General features: G+C 47.4%; 17 protein-coding genes. 9 read left to right on the top strand and 8 right to left on the bottom strand.

Going from position 1 to position 17432, the window contains the following annotated elements; translation table 11 throughout:
* Nucleotides 1-2 precede the first annotated feature (2 nt).
* Nucleotides 3-941 carry an ABC transporter permease gene (locus F0265_RS20845; protein WP_019277613.1) on the top strand — a complete coding sequence of 313 codons (939 nt, stop codon included), beginning with the start codon at nt 3-5 and terminating at the stop codon, nt 939-941.
* A gap of 171 nt (nt 942-1112) precedes the next feature.
* Nucleotides 1113-2033 (top strand): SPOR domain-containing protein, encoded by a 921-nt coding sequence (locus F0265_RS20840; RefSeq protein WP_253809531.1) that lies wholly within the window; start codon nt 1113-1115, stop codon nt 2031-2033.
* Between the two features lie 20 nt (nt 2034-2053).
* On the opposite strand, the gene F0265_RS20835 is transcribed toward F0265_RS20840, so the two are convergent.
* Nucleotides 2054-2815: a chromosome partitioning protein ParA gene (locus tag F0265_RS20835; RefSeq protein WP_171750223.1), complete on the bottom strand. Its 762-nt coding sequence runs from the start codon at nt 2813-2815 to the stop codon at nt 2054-2056.
* Between the two features lie 105 nt (nt 2816-2920).
* Between F0265_RS20835 and F0265_RS20830 the strand changes: the two genes are divergently transcribed.
* The 5 genes from F0265_RS20830 (at nt 2921) to F0265_RS20810 (ending at nt 7763) form a co-directional block, all read left to right on the top strand.
* Nucleotides 2921-3817, top strand: a complete 897-nt coding sequence (locus tag F0265_RS20830; RefSeq protein ID WP_029236299.1) for a response regulator — start codon at nt 2921-2923, stop codon at nt 3815-3817.
* A 321-nt stretch (nt 3818-4138) separates the two neighbouring features.
* On the top strand, nt 4139-4876 hold the full coding sequence (locus F0265_RS20825) for a hypothetical protein (RefSeq protein WP_171750222.1): 738 nt from the start codon (nt 4139-4141) through the stop codon (nt 4874-4876).
* Nucleotides 4846-5229: a VOC family protein gene (locus F0265_RS20820; protein WP_171750221.1), complete on the top strand. Its 384-nt coding sequence runs from the start codon at nt 4846-4848 to the stop codon at nt 5227-5229. Before F0265_RS20825 ends, F0265_RS20820 begins: the two co-directional genes overlap by 31 nt.
* 6 nt (nt 5230-5235) lie before the next feature.
* The gene (locus F0265_RS20815; RefSeq protein WP_171750220.1) at nt 5236-6435 is read left to right on the top strand and encodes an MFS transporter; all 1200 of its coding nucleotides are present in this window, start codon (nt 5236-5238) and stop codon (nt 6433-6435) included.
* A gap of 287 nt (nt 6436-6722) precedes the next feature.
* The gene (locus F0265_RS20810) at nt 6723-7763 is read left to right on the top strand and encodes a hypothetical protein (protein WP_171750219.1); all 1041 of its coding nucleotides are present in this window, start codon (nt 6723-6725) and stop codon (nt 7761-7763) included.
* Between the two features lie 78 nt (nt 7764-7841).
* Here the strand turns inward: F0265_RS20810 and gorA are convergent, their stop codons facing one another.
* Both gorA and F0265_RS20800 read right to left on the bottom strand, forming a co-directional pair.
* On the bottom strand, nt 7842-9197 hold the full coding sequence (gene gorA, locus F0265_RS20805) for a glutathione-disulfide reductase (RefSeq protein ID WP_171750218.1): 1356 nt from the start codon (nt 9195-9197) through the stop codon (nt 7842-7844).
* 173 nt (nt 9198-9370) lie between these two features.
* Complete coding sequence (locus F0265_RS20800) at nt 9371-10210, bottom strand: 23S rRNA (adenine(2030)-N(6))-methyltransferase RlmJ (protein ID WP_171750217.1); 840 nt, start codon at nt 10208-10210, stop codon at nt 9371-9373.
* Nucleotides 10211-10372: 162 nt separating this feature from the next.
* Here F0265_RS20800 and prlC point away from each other — a divergent pair, with 162 nt between their 5' ends.
* The gene (gene prlC / locus F0265_RS20795) at nt 10373-12415 is read left to right on the top strand and encodes an oligopeptidase A (RefSeq protein WP_171750216.1); all 2043 of its coding nucleotides are present in this window, start codon (nt 10373-10375) and stop codon (nt 12413-12415) included.
* Between the two features lie 58 nt (nt 12416-12473).
* Here prlC and F0265_RS20790 read toward each other — a convergent pair whose 3' ends face one another.
* The 5 genes from F0265_RS20790 to F0265_RS20770 all read right to left on the bottom strand — a co-directional run bounded on the left by F0265_RS20790 (nt 12474) and on the right by F0265_RS20770 (nt 15206).
* Complete coding sequence (locus F0265_RS20790; RefSeq protein ID WP_099609317.1) at nt 12474-12929, bottom strand: DoxX family protein; 456 nt, start codon at nt 12927-12929, stop codon at nt 12474-12476.
* A gap of 17 nt (nt 12930-12946) precedes the next feature.
* Complete coding sequence (locus tag F0265_RS20785; protein WP_171750215.1) at nt 12947-13708, bottom strand: DNA-binding domain-containing protein; 762 nt, start codon at nt 13706-13708, stop codon at nt 12947-12949.
* Complete coding sequence (locus F0265_RS20780) at nt 13705-14565, bottom strand: DUF692 family multinuclear iron-containing protein (protein ID WP_171750214.1); 861 nt, start codon at nt 14563-14565, stop codon at nt 13705-13707. Before F0265_RS20780 ends, F0265_RS20785 begins: the two co-directional genes overlap by 4 nt.
* 70 nt (nt 14566-14635) lie before the next feature.
* Entirely contained in the window at nt 14636-14896 is a 261-nt protein-coding gene (locus tag F0265_RS20775; RefSeq protein ID WP_006957632.1) for a DUF2282 domain-containing protein, read from the bottom strand.
* Nucleotides 14897-15068: 172 nt separating this feature from the next.
* A complete protein-coding gene (locus F0265_RS20770; RefSeq protein WP_155396121.1) occupies nt 15069-15206 on the bottom strand; it encodes a hypothetical protein in 138 nt (45 codons plus the stop codon).
* On the opposite strand from F0265_RS20770, the gene uvrD reads away from it, so the two are divergent.
* The gene (gene uvrD, locus F0265_RS20765; protein WP_155396120.1) at nt 15205-17379 is read left to right on the top strand and encodes a DNA helicase II; all 2175 of its coding nucleotides are present in this window, start codon (nt 15205-15207) and stop codon (nt 17377-17379) included. The two genes, F0265_RS20770 and uvrD, sit on opposite strands and share 2 nt — an antisense overlap.
* Nucleotides 17380-17432: the final 53 nt, after the last annotated feature.

Below are 17432 nucleotides of genomic sequence, written 5' to 3'. Positions count from 1 at the left end.
TCATGAGTCAGACAGCAACTGCTCCGTCTCATTGGGAGCGTTTTAAACAATCGGATTTCCTCTACTATTTCAAACGCGACAAGGTGGCGATGGCCAGCTTTACCGTGTTCATGTTATTCCTGGTGATGGCGATTGCCGCACCAATACTGTCACCGACAGACCCGTATGATCTGGCGTCCATTGATATCATGGACTCAGAGTTGCCACCATCTTGGATGGAAGATGGCGACGAGCGTTTTGTTCTGGGTACTGACGAACAGGGTCGTGACATTCTATCGACCATTCTTTATGGCTCGCGTCTGTCATTGACCATCGGTTTTCTGGCGGTAGGCCTACAGTTGGTTCTGGGTATTGTCATTGGCTTGTCTGCGGGTTACTTTGGCGGTCGTGTAGATAGCTTCCTGATGCGTTTTGCCGACGTACAGCTTTCGTTCTCTACCATGATGGTTGCCATCATCGTATCGGCCATCTTCAAAGCCAGCTTTGGCAGTGACTTTTACAGTCAATATGCCGTTGTGATGCTGGTGGTGATCATTGGTGTCGCAGAATGGCCACAATACGCGCGGACTATTCGTGCCTCGGTACTGGCTGAGAAGAAAAAAGAATACGTCGAAGCGGCACGTGTGATGGGCTTTAAAGCACCACGCATCATGTTCCGTCACATTCTGCCGAACTGTCTGTCGCCTATCTTGGTTATCTCGACGGTTCAGGTGGCAAATGCCATCATGTCTGAAGCGGCACTTTCTTTCCTTGGTTTAGGTCTTCCGGTCGATCAGCCATCATTGGGTGCCTTGATCAGCATCGGCTTTAACTACATCTTCTCTGGTGCATGGTGGATTACTGCTTTCCCTGGTGTGGTTTTGGTGACATTAGTACTGGTTATCAATCTTTTGGGTGACTGGTTGCGAGATGTATTTAACCCGAAAATTTACAAAGGGTGATCCAAGCCTAAGATTTGATTATAAAAACCTCACTACACTAAGAGCCGTAACATGTTACGGCTCTTTTTTTGCATCGACATTTTCTCAACAGTGAGCCGTCAATAATGTCACTATATCGATCACGATATGGACATCGAATTAAAGGTTTGAATTAAGAGTATGGGAATGAGAATGGCCGTTAAATCTAAGCGACCTTTAGTAACACTCATGAGCCTCGCAATGTTGGCTTTACCAATGTTGTCAGCTCCGACATATGCTGAAGAATTTTTGTGTGATGCAACTCAAGCGTCTAGCGACACCTTGCCTGTGCTGGATGCTGCTTGCCCGATAGGCAAAGGGATGTGGGGAAAACAGAAGCCAAAAGGTCAGGCGTCATATTTCTGGATTCAGTGTGGTGTGTACGGCAAACCTCTGGCTTTGCCTGAAGCGAAGAAAATCTATCAACACATCAATTCGGATGTGTGGGCGAAACCGGAAGGCAAAGCCTATCGTTGCCTGATTGGCCCATACACGGACTTTGCCGAAGCAAAGCAAGACTTGGCAAAAGTGAAGAAGCTGCCAGAGTATAAAGAGGCTTTCGTCCGCGAAGTGGTGAAGGGAGCGCCAACGGCAAAAGCCGCACCAGTGACTAAACCTGCAGCCAAGCCTAAATCTCAGCCAGCGCCTAAAGTGGCACAGCAGCAGACAACGGTGATACCGGCACCAAGTCGACCTGAGCCTAAGGTGGTGCCAAAAGCAGAGCCTGAGCAAAAGCAGGATAAAAGCGTGTCGATTCGTCAACACACTACCATCAATGGGGTCGAGTACAAGGTGCCATACGCTCTGTTTGGCAACGACCAGTTCTATATGGAACATGAATTGCCATGGAATCGCATGGACTATGAAATGGCGTATAAAACCTGTTACCGAATGGGGATGCGCCTGGCGACAGCAAAAGAGTGGCAATCCTTACTGGATGCGAAGGTGATGTCACGAGACAAGTGGCCAATGCACTTACCGTATTGGGGTGCAGAGCGTACCGGACTGTTCTATAGCGGTAAGGTCAATCAGCTCAAAGGCACATCACTGCTGAATGTCATGTGCGTGAAGTAATAGAAAAACCAGTGGCTCTGCTACTGGTTTTTTTCTTCAGCCTCTTTGAGTAAGTCGAGGTACTTTTTCTCAACAAAGTCTTTCTCTTTGGTGATGTGGTGTAGCTGCTGCTGGACCGCTTCAAGCTGAGCTTTGACTTCTCCGAGGTCACCTTTCTCTGCGGCTTTTTTCTTGTAGGTGTCTATGATGCCAAGCAGTTGTTGCCTTTCGTGCTGATATTCTTTCTCTAGCTTATTAAAACCGCCCGCCTCACTGATCTGGACATATTCCTGCTCCAGCTGTTCAAACTGTTTCTCTAGCTGTTCTTTCTCTTGTTGCAGGCTCTCGACGGTATCTGACTGTTTAAGGAGTTTATTTTTAGCGGTTCTCAACCCTTTGATGCTGCGGCTGAGGTCACCTTTGAGCTTTTTGATCAACTGGTGCGATTTGCTCAACTTCTGGTTTAGCTCTTCAATCGATTCCTGATCTTGAGCGCTCAATCCACCGTCATTAGCGGATTTTATTTGTGAGACCTGCGCTTCCAAGGCTTGCTGGATAATGATGAGGTCATTGAGGGTATCGTTGTTTTCAGCGGTGTAATTCAGTGCGCTATCGACCGATTGCTGGCACAGTTCGTAGGTGTCGCGGTCCATATCTTTGCCATGAACAACCTCTCGGGCAAAGTGGCGAAACTCGCGAAGTATCAGCAATAAAATCACAAACCAGACCAACAGAATGAACAGGCCCATGTCGACTGCTAGGGCGATAAGATTTTCTGTGGTGAGAAGAGGCGCTAAATCCATGAACTCATTCCATGTTTTTTGAATCCCAATAGAGTGTAAGTTTAGTTGTCATAACAAATTGTGCCTATAATTTAGACAGTCCCCAGCAAGAGTAGAATGCGATTTGTGAAGATTCTGATTGTCGATGACAGTAAAGCCACGTTAGAAATCGTCAGGCGAGCCTTAGAGAATTTCGGCTACCGTCGCTTGTCTATTCAGAAAACCGACAGTGCACTTGATGCTCTTGAACAGGTTAAACAATGGCAGCCAGAGATCGTCCTGACCGACTGGTACATGCCAGACATGACGGGGCTGACCTTAATTGAGGAAATCAAAAAGCTCGAACTGGGCGTCAAGATGGGCATGATTACTACGGTTGACGATCAACTGCAGATTAATCAAGCCAAAGCGGCTGGCGCGAGCTTTGTTTTGTCCAAGCCCTTTGATGACAAAGAGCTGCATCGCAAACTCTTACCACTGGTGCAAGGAGCTGAAGAGAGCGAAAGGGCGCTGGAAAACATCAACGATGTGCAGAAAGAGCTCGCTCTGCCTAAGTTGTCTCAGCTGGAAAAGCTGATGAAACGTGAAATCAGTGATCGCCTAGTGCTGAACAATATTCGCCAGCAATCTTTTGATGAGAGTAAAATCCCGTGCCTGCTTGCCGTGTACGAAGATGGCGAAACGCAAAGGCCGCGCGCGGTGGCGATTCTCGACATCTATGCGATTTGTGTATTCTCGCGCAGCAATTCCGCAATCAGTAAGCAGGACCTGCAAAGAGCAATTCATAGCAAGCTGGTGAGCAAAGACATTCTCGATACCTGCCAGCGAGTGTTAGATAAGTCCTCTCTAGCGTTTCTCGACAGCAATTCACGCAAAAGCCTGCGACTGAAAAACGTCAGTTTTATCCCATCCGCGTTTGAAAAGCTCGAAGCTTTGTATAGTAAAGAAGCTGACAAGAGGGTCGACTTTTCCTGTCAGCTGGAAGATATGGCACAGGGTAAAGTGACCCTGATTGGCTTTTAGTTTATGAATCATTCTAAACAGCGTACTGTTCAGCGAGAGGATAGGGTGGATGTACAGTAATTAATTATTGATGGGGGTTATGGTGTGATGAGGTGGGTTGTTTAACGGTGATGTTTTATTTGATGTAACTGTTGCTATCTGATTGTTAAATAAAATGTTTTTTCTTCTTACCTTAGTTGTTTTTGTGCATTTCAATGTGATTATTCTGCTTTTACCTCAATTCTTGATGACCCGTCTAATTCGGCCCTACTTTTTGTAGTAAAACAAAATGCATAGGGTATGATACGCATATTATTTTTTTGCTGATAATACTAACAAGTCATGGATGTACGTAACGCTGACATGGAAGCGATGTGCCATGTATTTAAACGCTATGTTGAATACATGGGAGTCGATCAGACGGTGTCTTTTTCTCGGGTGGACACTCAGTTAGAGCAAGTGAAAACCGTGTCGACCAACTATTCATGGCATCTGGCTTATTGGGGCGACGAGTTGTATAAAAACCTTCATTCGCGTCTCAAACCGGGCATTAATCTATGGAATAGTCAAGGGGCGCAAAATTTCCGTGAGTCAGCGAAAGCGAGCCATAACCGCGTCGATATCGTGACCAATCAGGGCTCACAGTACGACATCCTATCCATCTCTTTGCCAATCACGCCGTTACCTTGCGATGTGGTCAGTCAGGCGATTGCGTTCCGTCCTAAGGTCAATCACCTTGCGCTTGAATGCTGGAGTGATAAAGAGATACAGATCCCGATTGATAGCTTGTCAGCCGCCAATTCAATTCAGTCGAATTATGACGAAGAGAAGCCGTATGTGTTCGGCAATCTGACGCTGACACACGATGAACTCACCAGCGTGCGTTACTTTCTTGAGATGAAAACCTTTCAAGAGGTGGCTTTGCTTCGAGGTTGCCAAGAGTCGGAAGAAGCGCGGCGACTCTATATCATCAAATGCAAACTGGGCTGTGAATCTCAGCCAGATTCGGTCTTCTTTAGAAAACTGGTGGAACATGGAGTGACAGTCGCATGTCTGGACAGTTTCATCACGTATCGTTAACGGTCAGCGATTTAGTCGCCAGCCAAAATTTCTATGCATTGTTTGGTTACCAGCTTGAACGAAGTTATCGGGATGAGCAGGTCACCATTCATATGTTGGAAAACCAAGGCTCGAGAATCGAGCTTTTTCATTTTTGTGGGGACGTTTCAGCCCCAGTTCTTGAATCATTGATCGCGTTAAAAAGAGTGGGCATCACCCATTTCGCTTTACGTGTGAATGATCTTGAAGCCTTTCATAGAAAATTATCGGAAGTCACCAACATCACTACTATTTACAACGCTAGGCTAGGTAGTTTCCGTTACTTTTTCTGTTCAGACCCCGATGGAAATCAATTAGAACTTATAGAGGAGTAAAACAGAATGTCACTCACCTGGAAACAGCGCACCAGTGCTGTCCTTGGTAATGCCATGGAGTTTTATGATATCGCTGTATTCGCATCGATATCTATGTACATTTCCCAGCTATTTGCCACTCAAGGCATTGAACACTCAGAGCTGGTGGTGTGGGGCGTATTTGCCCTGCGATTTTTGATTCGACCTTTTGGTGGCGTCGTGATTGGTCGCTACGCCGACAAATACGGGCGTAAACGAGCACTGGTCTTTTGTAACCTTCTGACTGGCTTAGCTACGGTATCGATGGCATTTGTACCAGTCGACACGGTCGGGCAGTACGTTGTGGTTGTGTTCTTGTTCTTCCAAATGATTCAAGCGTTTAGCTTTGGTGGCGAATACCCAACCCTAATCAATTACCTTCTCTACGATGCGAAGAAATCAGAACGCTCACGTGTGAGCAGCTTGATTGTCGCGAGTTCTATTGTCGGCGTCATCATTTCTCTTCTTATCGTTGCAGGCTTAGAGCATTACTTAACGGCAGAAGAAATGAGTGCTTGGGGCTGGCGAGTGCCGCTGTTAGTGGGCGTCGCGAACATCATCGTAAGCTTATATTTGCGTCTTTCTCTACCTGAATTGCCGAAAGCTGAAGCGGTGGCAAGTAAGTCGAGCCGTCAGATCATTGCCAAAGTATTTTGTATTTCCATTCTTGGTGCGGTGGTGTTTTACGTACAGAACCTAGCAAGTGGCATTTTGGGCAAAGCAATGGGCATTGAGAACCTTGCGCTGATCAACTCGTCAGTGTTGGTGGTATTGCTGTTCGTATTTTCCTTTATCGTCGACAAACATTCCTCACCACAACAGGCATTTAAAGTCGGAGCGATGTTTATGCTGTTTGCCGCGGTACCTTTGTTTGCACTGCTTGGTTCCAGCGAATTCATCTGGCAAGCGTTAGCGGTGCTTGGCATCAGTACGTTGGCAGCGATCATTTTAGGTAACTTGGCAGCGCTGTTATGGCAGCAATCCGCTAACCAAACCACCAGCTTAGGCATTGGTTACAACATTGCATTGTCTATTTTTGGTGGCCTAACACCACTGATCGTGACAGAAGCTATGCTACTTAGCTCCACCTATGTGGGTGTCTATGTTGCGAGCGCGACATTACCGGGGCTAGCAGTGCTGTATCGTTTTACCGCAACCGCTCATCAGGAACCAGTTCAGTCTGCTTAGTTACTAATTCCTGAACAAGTTTATCTCGCTTAACATTGAAAGGCTCTAAGGCATCTGCTTAGAGCCTTATTATATTGGTGCGAGTCTTACCTTCTCGAACTAGCTTTGCACTTGCTAGCTTACTGAAACATATCAAAAATTATCAAAGTAAATTTGGCTCTCTTTGAGCTTTATTCCGTGTCTTTCCTTGTAATTCCGTTCTCTTCGGACAGGTAACTCATTAACTTTTCGTTCCGCTTTTCACCCTTGGTGAAAGATTAGCTGTTTAAATAAGGAAGGGAATACAAATGATAAGAGAAACGAACGGTAAGAATTCACGGGTTTGGGGGGCGATAGCAGTATTGGCCATCACTCTAGTCGGGTGTGATGAACAGGAGTTCGAGTTTTCTGCACAGGTCGATAGCCCTATTAGTGGCCTTGCTGCGGGTGACTACGCTGAGTCAGGTGAAATCTACGACTACAATACGCTTGCCGTATTCGATGAGAAAAACAAACCTGAAGATGAAAACAAGCCAAGATTCGCCATGGTTGAACGTCACGGATCCAATGCCAGTATTGTTCCAATCGATCAAAGCCAAGTCTCATGGCCCCCAGAGCAGAAGCGTGGCAATGATATTGAAGCCATTTGCCAACTCAATGAGACATATTATTTGGCTGCTGAAAGCAGTTTTTATCAGGGCGATTATGGCAGATTGTTTTTATTAGAAAGAGAGCCGTCTCAGGGTGGTTTAAGTGCGGGGCTGCGTTTGGTCGCTACTTATTCTCAATCCTCTAGCCCAGATGAGCTTGACGGTATTTCTTTTGAAGGTTTGGCATGCGCACCGTCTAACGACAATGATGACGCTTACAATATCCTGCTAGGCGATAGAAATTCAGGCGGTCTGTATTGGGAACGCATTCATCCCTTACAAGATATAGCTGCTACTGGTGTGATCCTTTTAGCATTAAAAAAAGTGGGAGTTATTACCGCCCCCTCATCATGGTCCACAAGCCGAGATATCTCCGATCTCTATTTTAGTTCTTCCTCACATCGACTATTTGGTGTGGCGTCGTATGATCCTGAAGATAAAGCATTGGATTCGAAACAAAATGCGCAACCTCATTCAATGATGTATCGGACGAGTCACTCTTTTCATCTCGAGGACATGGAATTTATGCAAAGTATGGCGAGTAGCGGGGGTAACGAGTCGCTGCTTATTGAGCCAGTCCATTCATTCCCTAATCATAAGGTTGAAGGTATCACGGCTTTTGGAGCGACTGATGGTATGTTCTATGGGTCAGATGATGACACAACAATCAATGAATACGGCTTAGTAAGTGTAGAGTAAGTATTTACTTACATCTTTAGGCCGAATAAAAAGCAGGCCATTGGCCTGCTTTGTCGTTTGGTTATCACTAGTCAGTGATTAACGCATGGTCACAAACTCTTCTGAGCCCGTTGGGTGGATAGCCACCACAGAGTCGAAGTCTGCTTTGGTTGCGCCCATCTTCATTGCAACGCCGAAGCCTTGGATCATTTCATCTACCGTGAAGCCGATACCGTGTAGGCCGACTACGGTTTCTTCTTCACCGGCACAGACTAGTTTCATCTTACATGGTTGACGATGCTTAGTGACCGCTGTGTACATTGCGGTAAAGCCTGACGTGTAGACTTTAATGTTGTCTTTGCCGTACTTCTCTTCAGCTTCTTGGGTTGTCAGGCCGATAGTACCGATTGGCGGGTGGCTGAATACCACCGTTGGTACTAGGTTGTAGTCCATCTTAGCGTCAGGTTTGTTGTTAAACAGGCGCTCAGATAGCTGACGACCCGCTTTAACTGCCACTGGCGTTAGCTCGATACCGCCTTCCATGATGTCGCCGACACAGTAGATACCAGACACGTTGGTCTGCTGGTATTCATCGACTTTGATATAACCGCGGTCATTAGTTTCAACACCCGTTGATGCTAGGTTGATAGCATCGGTTGCTGGATGACGACCAATAGCCCAGATCAGCGTATCGACGTTTTGAGTATTGCCGTTTTCTAGGTGAAGCGTCAGGCTGCCATCGGCTTCCTTAACCACTTCTTTTGGCACTGAGTGGGTGTGTAGTGTTGGGCCTTCCGCTTCCATCACTTCAACCAGAGTCTCGATGATCATTGGATCAAAGCTGCGTAGCGGTGATTCTTTACGACAGAATAGGTGAGTGTCTGTGCCAAGAGCGCTAAGTACGCCGGCAATTTCAACGGCGATGTAACCAGCACCAATAACCGCTACGCGTTTTGGTTGCTCGCTCAGCTCGAAGAAACCGTTTGAATCGATACCGTGCTCTGCACCTGGGATGTTAGGAATCGTTGGACGACCACCTACAGCGATTAGGATGTGATCTGCGGTGTAGTGCTCACCGTTAACTTCAACGGTTTTCTCGTCAACAAACTTAGCGAAGCCTTTAATAACATTGACTTTGTTGTTGCCAAGTACGCGATCGTAAGACTGGTGAATGCGACCGATGTATGCTTGGCGACTTTCAACCAGTTTGCTCCAGTCAAAGCCTTTCACGTCAACGTCAAAACCGTAGTCTTCAGCGTACAGGTTCATCGCTTCAGCCACCTGAGCACCATGCCACATGACTTTCTTCGGTACACAACCTACGTTTACACACGTGCCGCCTAGATCCTGAGCTTCAATCAGCGCAACTTTAGCACCATACATCGCTGCTCGGTTTGCTGAAGCAATACCACCACTACCGCCACCGATACAGATATAGTCAAAATGAGTCGCCATTACTTTCTCCAATTATTGCGGGATTAAGGCGCTGTGCGACATGTGTTGCCCAGTCGCAAGCTCCCTGCGAGTTTTAATTCATTGTCTTTGATATGGAGGATAGATCGGTTGAACTCAATCTACCCTGTTTAATTTTTCTTCGGCCTGCGCTGTACATTGAGCGCGAGTGTCCGTTATTCCGGTACAATCCAGTCTACTTTGAAATGACCGGTTGCAGGCGCAATTGCTTCTTTGAGGAAAGGCAGAATGGCGTTCATCTGGCTTTCCAGCTTCCATGGCGGATTAATCACAATCATGCCTGACGCGGTCATTCCGTGTTCATTGCTGTCCGCCGCAACACCCAGCTCAATTTGTAAGATCTTACGGATACCAAGGCCTTCAAGACCTTCAATCATGTCTTCAATATCGCAGCGATTAACGACCGGATACCAGATAGCATAGATCCCCGTGGCCCAGCGTTTATAGCTCTGATAAATCGCTTGGACGACATCGCGGTATTCTTTTGCCAGTTCGTAAGGCGGGTCAATCAGTACCAGGCCACGACGCTCCTGCGGCGGTAAGCTCGCCTTAAGGCGTTTGAAGCCATCTTCTTTATAGATGCTGACCTGACGGTCGCGATGAAACTCCTGCTCCAGCAACGGGTAGTCACTAGGGTGAAGTTCCGTTAAGACCATGCGGTCCTGCGGACGCAAATGCGCGCGAGCGACACGCGGCGAGCCTGGGTAATAACGCAGTTTGTCACCGTTGTTCAGTGCCTGAATCGATTCAAGGTAGCTTTGGATATCTTCTGGAATCTCAGTTTGTTGCCAGACACGTGCGATACCGTGTTTGTATTCACCTGTCTTTTCTGACCATTCGTGGGTTAAGTCATAGCGACCCACTCCTGAGTGGGTATCATGGTAAACAAATGGCTTATCTTTTTGCTTGAGCGCGTTGAGGATAAGGCTTTGAACAATATGCTTAACCACGTCAGCATGGTTGCCTGCGTGGAAACTGTGGCGATAACTTAACAAAATGACACTCTCTAACTGGTGACAACACCGGGTAATTTAATAGCTGTAGTATACGTCACTATTGAAAATTGCTGAACCTACCTATATTTACTATTTAAGACGAACGAGAAATAACAAAGACGAACCCGTCAGTTCGCTTTTTGCCAATAAAAGGAATGCTTTATGTCTAATCCTCTTCTGAGCTTTACCGATTTGCCCCCGTTTTCTGAAATCAAACCTGAACATGTGAAACCAGCCGTTGAACAGGCGATTGCAGACTGCCGGGCGAAAATCGATCTGGTACTGGAAGGAAACAGCGGCCCAAGCTGGGAAAATGTCGTTGCACCGATTGAAGAAGTGGATGATCACCTAAGCCGTCTTTGGTCACCTGTGAGCCATATGAATTCGGTGATGAACAGTGATGAATTACGTGAAGCGTATGAAAGCTGCCTACCACTATTGTCCGAATACGGTACTTGGGTAGGGCAGCACAAAGGTTTATTTGAAGCGTACAAAGCGATTAAAGCGAGCAAGGCATTCGCTGGATTGACTCAGGCACAGCAGAAAACCATTACAGATTCCCTACGTGATTTCGAGTTGTCAGGCATCGGTTTGCCGGCCGACGAGCAGCACCGTTACGGTGAGATCAGTAAGCGTATGTCTGAACTGGGTTCTAAGTTCTCCAACAATGTGTTGGACGCGACCATGGGTTGGACCAAACACGTTGAAGATGAAAAACAATTGGCAGGTATGCCGGAATCTGCACTGGCGGCAGCCAAAGCAGCGGCAGAGTCCAAAGAGCTGGATGGTTACCTGCTAACGCTGGATATCCCGTCTTACCTTCCGGTGATGACGTACTGTGACAATCAGGAGTTACGTAAAGAGCTGTATGAAGCTTACGTCACTCGCGCCTCGGATCGTGGCCCGAAAGCAGGCGAGTGGGACAACAGTGAAATCATTAACGAGCAGTTGAAGCTGCGTTATGAAATCGCCCGTATGTTGGGTTTCAATACCTTCAGTGAGAAGTCTCTGGCGACTAAGATGGCAGAAAACCCATCGCAAGTGTTGGGCTTCCTCAATGACCTTGCCAACAAAGCCAAGCCGCAAGGCGAGCGTGAAGTTGAAGAGTTGCGCCAGTTTGCTAAGAGCGAGTTTGGTGTTGAAGAACTCAACCTTTGGGACATTGCTTACTACAGTGAAAAGCAGAAGCAGCACTTGTTCCAGATTTCTGACGAAGAGCTACGTCCTTACTTCCCAGAACAAAGAGCGGTAAGTGGCTTGTTTGAAGTCCTAAACCGCGTATTTGGTATGAATGTCAAAGAGCGAGAGGGCGTTGATGTTTGGCATGAGTCAGTACGATTCTTTGATATTTTTGATGCCAACGATCAGCTTCGTGGCAGCTTCTACCTTGACCTGTATGCGCGTGAGCACAAGCGTGGTGGTGCATGGATGGACGAGTGCCGTGTGCGTCGTATCAATGCGAAAGGTGAGCTGCAATCACCAGTGGCGTATCTGACCTGTAACTTCAACAAACCGGTTGGCGACAAGCCTGCGCTGTTTACTCACGATGAAGTCGTGACTTTATTCCATGAGTTTGGCCACGGTATTCACCACATGCTGACTCAGGTCGATACTGGGTCCGTTTCAGGCATTAACGGTGTACCGTGGGATGCGGTCGAGTTGCCAAGTCAGTTCCTAGAGAACTGGTGTTGGGAAGAAGAGGCGCTAGCGTTTATCTCTGGTCACTTCGAAACGGGCGAACCACTGCCAAAAGAAATGCTGGATAAGATGCTGGCGGCGAAGAACTTCCAATCGGCTATGTTTATTCTTCGTCAATTAGAGTTCGGTTTGTTTGATTTCACGCTGCACACAGAATTTGACCCAGAAGTCGGTCCTCGCGTGCTGGAAACACTGGCGGATGTGAAGTCAAAGGTCGCTGTCTTGCCAAGTCTGGAGTGGAACCGATTCTCGCACAGCTTTAGCCATATCTTTGCTGGTGGTTACAGTGCAGGCTATTACAGCTACCTGTGGGCGGAAGTACTTTCTTCAGATGCTTTCTCACGCTTTGAAGAAGAAGGCATCTTTAATACCGATACCGGTAAGAGCTTCCTAAACAACATTCTCGAAATGGGCGGCAGTGAAGAGCCAATGGAGCTATTCAAGCGCTTCCGTGGTCGTGAGCCGCAAATCGATGCCTTGCTGCGCCATTCAGGGATTCGTGCTTAAGCACTGAGCTTTGAAACTAAAAACGCCCTCCAATTAGGAGGGTGTTTTTGTATTGGGTTTAACCTTGTAGCTTACTCTTAAGCAGCTTATCCAGAGAAACCAAGCCCGGTCCCCAGACTACGACGTTGAGAATCATCAAGCCCCAGAGCTGATGGTCGTAGAAGCCTTTCTCCCACAGCAGCGGGTAGGAAACGACGGCAATGATATTGAACACAAACAAGATGGCCGCCATTGGGCGGGTCAACAGGCCGAATGCTAAGAAAGCAGGCAGAATAAGCTCGGCGGCGGTACCCATGTAAGCCGCCAGCTCCCAAGGTAAAATTGGCACCTGATATTCGTACTCAAATAGGTACAGAGTACTGTCCCAAGAAGCAATTTTAGTTAGGCCAGAATTGAAGAAGACCCAGGCAACCCAGAGTCGACAAAACAGTAGCAGCAGTGGCACAAAGACGCATTGGGCTTTATCGACTAAGGCGTCGTAGCTCTCGATCATGTTTTTTATTGCGTTAGACATAGTAACAATCCTTATTCTTATTGGGCGAGAGAAAACCCAGAAATTAACTGGTTCTCCAGTAGTACTCCCAGATAAGGCAGGTGCGTTTCAGGGATTTCCCCTAGCGTGCAACCTGAGCTGAGATACTGAAGCAGTTCAAAAGGCAGCTGATCGAGCGACATAGTCCAACATTGACCGTCGGGTTGACTGATGATCACGCCATATTCGGCTTGATTGAGCGTCAGCTGTTCGAAATCATTATTCTCAATGGCCAGACGCAGCGAGTACACCGCGTAGGGCGAATGAAAAGGCAAAGTGCCGGGCGAAAGATGAAAATGGATGTGAGGTTGCTGCTGTTCTGCGACTTCCGTCAGGCGAGCAATCGGCAAAATAGCTTCTGGTGTTTTGACACCCCCTTGAAGCTGTTGAGAGACATCGATTTGCCATTCAAAACGCGCCACATCTGCAGCATAAGGCGCAGCCTCAACCACGGCAGGGAAGGCTGCTATGGTAGTCGCGAAATGTTCACCATAGTAAGTCACGTCACCAGAGCGAAGAGGGTGGTCGAGCACATGCTGACGAGCCAATTGCTCAAAGCACTCTTCACCCACCAGCGCCAGTACCATAGGGTAAGTGGCCTGAAGTACTTCGCTTAAGCTAATGATGAAATTGTTGCGGTAAATCTGCATTCGTTCGTCGGCACTGAAGGTATCAGAGCAGATATCACAGGCATCACCCGTCGCCTGATAGTGCAGAGCACTGGCGAAGTTTTTTTGCAGTTCTGCTAGTGATTGAGTCATGACGCCTTTCTCCCCTGCAGAGCGTCAAACTGAATCAGCCTCTCACTGGCTTTATGACATTCTGCCAATAACACGTCAGGTTGGGGAATATCCAGATCCCATTCAATCAGCGTATGGCGAGGGCCGTGAGTCGCCAGCCATTGTTCGTATAGCGTCCACACTTCATCAGAAACAGGCTGACTGTGGGTATCAATCCAGATTTCACCTTTTTCCAGCTGCTTAATCGTAAAGCCTGCCAAATGAATTTCATCGACTTTATCGGCGGGAATCGCGTTGATGTAGGTCTGGCTATCGAAACCGTGGTTAAAGGCGGAAACGTGAATATTGTTGAGATCAAGTAGCAGTCGGCAGTCGGTGCGCTTTTGTACTTCGGTCAGAAATTCCCACTCGGCAATCGTAGAGTGAGCAAACTTCACGTAGCTCGATGGGTTTTCTATCAGCATTGGGCGCTGTATATAATCCTGAACTTCGATGACGTTGCGGCAAAACACCTCCAAGGCTTCTTCTGTATAAGGCAGTGGCAGAAGATCATTGAAATAGTGACCGCCATTTTCACTCCAACTGAGATGATCGGAGACCAAAAATGGGTTGACCTCATCAATGAGCGATTTGAGTTGTTTAAGGTGATTAGGGTTGACTCTTTCAACGCTGCCCAGTGATAAACCAATGCCGTGACAGCTGATCTGGTAGTCATCCATCAGTTTGCGCAGGCTTTGTCTGGCTGGTGAGTAGGGCTGAAAGTAGTTTTCACTGTGGATCTCCAGCCAAGATAAGGCGGGCTTATTGTCAGTGAAATAATCGATATGAGGAGAGCGCAGTCCTACACCCACCTGGTCGTGGTAGTTGTCCTTATTCACGAACTCTTCCTATGCGAGTAAACAAAAATAAAGGCGACCGGGTTGAGCCTAGGTCGCCTTATCCAATCTATTAAGAAGACTGAGTGCTACCGCCAGCTAGCTTGCCACATAGTCCTTTAGGAACGACTACGAAGGCATCTTTCTGGTTATCTTCTTTTGCAGTACCTGCACAAGAACTGGTTTTGGTTGCACAATCATTTTTACCTGCTTTTGAAACGCCGTAGCATTTCTCTTTTTCTGCAGCGACAGCCGGTGCTGCAGTGAGCATTGTGCCACCTAGAGCTAGTAGACCAGTAACAGCAGCAGTAACAGCAAGATTAGACTTTTTCATAGTAATTTCCTCAGACTTTTCCTTTCTTAGTGAATACCCAAGTAATCTCCGTCAAAACGGTTCTTTAGAGGTCACTTGGGTATTTTTCACAAGCTAATTCATCAACTTGCTTAATTAAAAGGATAGAAAAAGCGCAAATAAACTTTCAGAAAAATTATAAAAAAACGCCTTGTTATTGGTTTTGTTTATTTAAGACTATGTTTTTTAAAGAAAATGCAACATAAAAAATTTGTGTTTTTTCTTCTGAAATAGGCAGGGTGTTTAGGTTATAATCGATTTTCATGTATAGATAACCAGTAGCTGAACTCATAATGGATCCTTCATTACTTCTTGACGGCCTTAACGATAAGCAGCGTGAAGCCGTTGCCGCTCCACTTGAAAATTTACTTGTCCTAGCGGGCGCGGGGAGTGGTAAAACCCGGGTGCTGGTGCACCGTATCGCGTGGCTGATGTCGGTGGAGCAGGCGTCTCCTTTTTCCATTATGTCGGTGACGTTTACCAATAAAGCCGCAGCAGAAATGCGGGGCCGTATTGAAGAGCTGATGATGGGCAGTGCTTCTGGGATGTGGAACGGCACCTTCCACGGTATCTGTCATCGTATTCTGCGCGCGCATTACCTTGATGCTAAGTTGCCGGAAGATTTTCAGATCATCGATACGGATGACCAGCAAAGACTGCTGCGTCGTCTCATCAAAGCGCAAAATCTGGATGAGAAGCAGTGGCCAGCACGTCAGGTAAGCTGGTGGATCAACGGCAAGAAAGACGAAGGTCTGCGTCCAAATCATATTGACGCTTACCACGATCCTGTGACCAAAACCTATCTGCAGCTCTATACGGCTTATCAGGAAGCGTGTGACCGTGCGGGTTTGGTCGATTTCGCCGAAATTCTTCTGCGTGCTCATGAGTTGTTGCGTGATAACAAGTTTGTCCGCGAGCACTATCAGGCACGCTTTAAACATATCTTGGTGGATGAGTTCCAAGATACCAACAACATTCAGTACGCCTGGCTGCGAATGATGGCTGGTCCAGAGTCACACGTGATGATTGTCGGAGACGATGACCAGTCTATATACGGCTGGCGCGGTGCTAAGATTGAAAACATTGAGAAATTCACCCGCGAATTCCCAAGCGTAAACACCATTCGTCTGGAACAAAACTACCGCTCTACCAAAACCATCCTTGAAGCATCCAACACTCTGATTGCCAATAACACAGAGCGTATGGGTAAAGAGCTATGGACTGATGGCGTGGAAGGTGAGCCTATCTCGGTTTACTCTGCATACAACGAGTTGGATGAAGCCCGCTTCGCGGTCAACAAGATTAAAGAATGGCAGGAAAAAGGTGGTGCACTGAATGATGCCGCCATGCTTTATCGTAACAACGCCCAGTCTCGTGTGTTGGAAGAAGCGTTGATTCAGGCCGGCCTGCCATATCGTATCTACGGTGGCATGCGATTCTTCGAGCGTCAGGAAATTAGAGATGCATTGAGCTATCTACGATTGATGTCCAACCGCAATGACGACGCGGCGTTTGAGCGCGTGGTTAATACACCAACACGTGGGCTCGGGGACAAAACCTTAGAGACAATTCGTTTTGCAGCGCGAGATCGTGGCTGCACCATGTGGCAAGCGAGTGTTGCTTTGCTCGATGAGCAAGTTCTGGCTGGTCGAGCGGCGGGGGCGTTAAGCCGTTTCGTTGAGTTGGTCAGCGCGCTGGAGGATGATACTTGTGAAATGTCTCTGCATGAACAGACCGACCACGTGATCAAATACTCCGGCCTGTTTGCCATGTACGAGCAGGAGAAAGGTGAAAAATCCAAAGCACGTATTGAGAACTTGGAAGAGCTGGTAACGGCAACGCGTCAGTTCGAAAAGCCGGAAGAAGCAGAAGAAATGACCTTGCTTACGGCGTTTCTAACCCACGCTGCACTTGAGGCGGGTGAAGGGCAGGCTGATGAGTTCGAAGATGCGGTGCAACTGATGACCTTGCACAGTGCGAAAGGTCTGGAGTTCCCACTGGTGTTTATGGTCGGGGTCGAAGAGGGTATGTTCCCTAGTCAGATGTCTGCTGAAGAAGCGGGGCGCTTGGAAGAGGAACGTCGACTTTGCTACGTGGGGATGACGCGGGCGATGGAGAAACTCTACATCACTTATGCTGAGATGCGTCGCTTGTACGGTCAGGACAAATACCATAAACCGTCGCGCTTTATTCGTGAATTGCCAGAAGGTTGCTTAGATGAAGTGCGTATGAAAGCGCAGGTCAGTCGCCCAGCAAGCTCGGGGCGTTTCAGCCAAACTGTGGTCAAAGAGAGTTTCAATGAAACTGGCTTTAGCCTAGGCGCAAGAGTGATGCATCCCAAATTTGGTGAAGGGACGATCATCAATTTTGAAGGCAGTGGCCCACAGAGCCGGGTTCAGGTCGCATTCAATGGTGAAGGCATCAAATGGTTAGTAACGGCTTACGCCAAGTTGGAAAAGCTCTAATTTTATCTTGCTCACACTCTGGCGGTTAAATTTTGCTCTTATGTCGAGCTTGT

Origin of the sequence: Vibrio sp. RE88 (assembly GCF_013113835.1) — a bacterium.
Lineage (GTDB): Bacteria > Pseudomonadota > Gammaproteobacteria > Enterobacterales > Vibrionaceae > Vibrio.
Note: the sequence above shows the minus strand (reverse complement) of the source record. Positions and strands in the feature narration are given on the sequence as shown.

Coding starts and splice junctions, on each gene's coding strand:
- F0265_RS20845 (WP_019277613.1), top strand. CDS start 3: ATGAGTCAGACAGCAACTGCTCCGTCTCATTGGGAGCGTTTTAAACAA.
- F0265_RS20840 (WP_253809531.1), top strand. CDS start 1,113: ATGGCCGTTAAATCTAAGCGACCTTTAGTAACACTCATGAGCCTCGCA.
- F0265_RS20835 (WP_171750223.1), bottom strand. CDS start 2,815: ATGGATTTAGCGCCTCTTCTCACCACAGAAAATCTTATCGCCCTAGCA.
- F0265_RS20825 (WP_171750222.1), top strand. CDS start 4,139: ATGGATGTACGTAACGCTGACATGGAAGCGATGTGCCATGTATTTAAA.
- F0265_RS20820 (WP_171750221.1), top strand. CDS start 4,846: ATGTCTGGACAGTTTCATCACGTATCGTTAACGGTCAGCGATTTAGTC.
- F0265_RS20815 (WP_171750220.1), top strand. CDS start 5,236: ATGTCACTCACCTGGAAACAGCGCACCAGTGCTGTCCTTGGTAATGCC.
- F0265_RS20810 (WP_171750219.1), top strand. CDS start 6,723: ATGATAAGAGAAACGAACGGTAAGAATTCACGGGTTTGGGGGGCGATA.
- gorA (WP_171750218.1), bottom strand. CDS start 9,197: ATGGCGACTCATTTTGACTATATCTGTATCGGTGGCGGTAGTGGTGGT.
- prlC (WP_171750216.1), top strand. CDS start 10,373: ATGTCTAATCCTCTTCTGAGCTTTACCGATTTGCCCCCGTTTTCTGAA.
- F0265_RS20790 (WP_099609317.1), bottom strand. CDS start 12,929: ATGTCTAACGCAATAAAAAACATGATCGAGAGCTACGACGCCTTAGTC.
- F0265_RS20785 (WP_171750215.1), bottom strand. CDS start 13,708: ATGACTCAATCACTAGCAGAACTGCAAAAAAACTTCGCCAGTGCTCTG.
- F0265_RS20775 (WP_006957632.1), bottom strand. CDS start 14,896: ATGAAAAAGTCTAATCTTGCTGTTACTGCTGCTGTTACTGGTCTACTA.
- F0265_RS20770 (WP_155396121.1), bottom strand. CDS start 15,206: ATGAGTTCAGCTACTGGTTATCTATACATGAAAATCGATTATAACCTA.